The sequence below is a fragment of the Jannaschia seosinensis genome (assembly GCF_001408515.1).
GTDB lineage: Bacteria > Pseudomonadota > Alphaproteobacteria > Rhodobacterales > Rhodobacteraceae > Jannaschia > Jannaschia seosinensis.
This window is the reverse complement of sequence record NZ_CYPR01000059.1, coordinates 1-1827: the sequence shown is the minus strand read 5'-3', so window position 1 is coordinate 1827 and position 1827 is coordinate 1. Positions and strand designations below refer to the sequence as shown.

The following is a 1827-nucleotide window of genomic DNA, read 5'->3' as shown; positions in this document are numbered from 1 at the left end:
GACCCCGGGTCAGCAATGACAATCCGTTCTCCGAGGCCCTGTTCCGGACCTGCAAATATACGCCCGGTTGGCCAACCCGCGGCTTCGCGACGATCGAGGAGGCGCAGATCTGGGTCCAGACCTTCGTCACCTGGTACAACACCGAGCATCGGCACAGCGCCATCCGCTTCGTGACACCCGACCAGCGCCATCGTGGCGAGGAAAAGGCGCTGCTGGCAGAGCGCCACCGCGTCTACCAGATGGCCCGCGCCGTACACCCGGAACGCTGGTCAGGCCAGACCCGCGACTGGCAGCCCATCGGCTCGGTCTGGCTTAACCCCGAGCGACCCGATGCCGGGCGCAGAGGCCATGGGGCTGCCGACGCGCTCCCCCATGAAGCTGGCGGCGGCGGCCCCATGGCCGGCCCAGCCGAGAACGCAGCGTGAAAACGAGTGCAGGCGACAACTACCTTGACGAACACCGTTCTCTGGCACCACCAGATTTTAGGTCTCATGCCGGGCCAACGATTCCGGCGGCGTTCGAAGGCAAGAAATTGATCATGAGGCGGCAGTTGGCGGACGGAAGCCGATCGGCTGCCTGAGCGGCCCCTCCTTTTCCAAGCGATGCCTGGATTTCGGCGTATTCGCGCTCCATCTCGGGCGTGACAGACGCGCGGCTTTCGGCAAGCGCCGCCTCGAACGCGTCGCCATCGACCATCTCGAAGTCACGGCGAAGAGTGACTAGGCCGGCCCGACGGACCACGTCCTGCAAATCGGCGCCGGTGTAGCGATCGGTCCGCGCCGCGATATCATCCAGATCAACACCGCTGCCGAGGGGCATCTCGCCGGTTTGAATCGAGAGGATGTGGCGGCGCGAATCCTGATCGGAGACGGGCACGTAGATCAGTTCGTCGAAGCGACCGGGGCGCAGAAGCGCCGGATCGATGAGATTGGGCCGGTTCGTCTCGCCAATCACGATGACACTCTGCACCTCCTCAAGGCCGACCATCTCGGAGAGGATGGTGTTGATCACACGCTCGGTCACCGCCTGCTCCCCCAGACCGCCGCCACGCGCCGGCACGAGACTGTCAATCTCGTCGATGAAGATGACCGTCGGCGCCACTTGGCGGGCGCGACGGGAAAGCCGCGCAACTTGCTGCTCGGATTCGCCGTACCATTGCGACAAGAGATCCGAAGACTTCGTTGCGACGAAGTTTGCTTCGGCTTCATGCGCGACGGCCTTGGCCAAGAGCGTTTTGCCTGTTCCCGGCGGACCGTAGAGCAGGAAACCCTTGGACGGGCGGATCCCCAGCCGCCGGAACGCGTCCGGCTGCTTAGAGCGTGTTGCGACTTTCCCGATTCAGGATTCCCTGTTGGCTTGATCTGTGATTCCCTGCCTGCAGACAGGTGGGAGGGATGAGAATGGGCAGACCACATCCTACGGCACTCCGAGAGCGCGTTGTGGCGTTTGTGGAGGAAGGGAACTCGCACCGCGCAACCGCCGCGCGGTTCCGAGTTTCGGTGAAGTTCGTCAACGACATGGTGATCCTGAAGCGCGAGACGGGCGGGTTGGCCCCGCGCGCCCAAGGCAATGGTGGGGGTCATGGCAAACTGGTTGGCGTGCAGGACTGGATTACCGCGCGGATGGACGCGAAGCCCGATCTGACACTGAACGACCTGGTCGGGGAACTGGCAGATCACCACGGGATCGCCATTCACCGCGTCTCGGTCTGGAGGTTTCTGCGCAGTCTTGGGCTGACACACAAAAAAAGACCTGCAAGCCGTCGAGAAAAAGCGGCCTGAGATCCGGCAGGCGCGCCATATCTGGATCACACGGCGCCAACCGTTC

At 63.5% G+C, this 1827-nt stretch carries 2 protein-coding genes and 1 pseudogene; 2 read left to right on the top strand and 1 reads right to left on the bottom strand.

Translation table 11 applies throughout. From position 1 onward, the window contains the following. A pseudogene (locus JSE7799_RS05390) lies at positions 1-326 on the top strand (integrase core domain-containing protein); the annotation flags it as partial. Positions 327-489: 163 nt separating this feature from the next. Here JSE7799_RS05390 and JSE7799_RS05385 read toward each other — a convergent pair. Further along, positions 490-1263 carry an ATP-binding protein gene (locus JSE7799_RS05385; RefSeq protein ID WP_442354836.1) on the bottom strand — a complete coding sequence of 258 codons (774 nt, stop codon included), beginning with the start codon at positions 1261-1263 and terminating at the stop codon, positions 490-492. Positions 1264-1385: 122 nt separating this feature from the next. Between JSE7799_RS05385 and JSE7799_RS05380 the strand changes: the two genes are divergently transcribed. After that, complete coding sequence (locus JSE7799_RS05380) at positions 1386-1781, top strand: helix-turn-helix domain-containing protein (RefSeq protein ID WP_306455394.1); 396 nt, start codon at positions 1386-1388, stop codon at positions 1779-1781. The last annotated feature ends 46 nt before the right edge of the window (positions 1782-1827 follow it).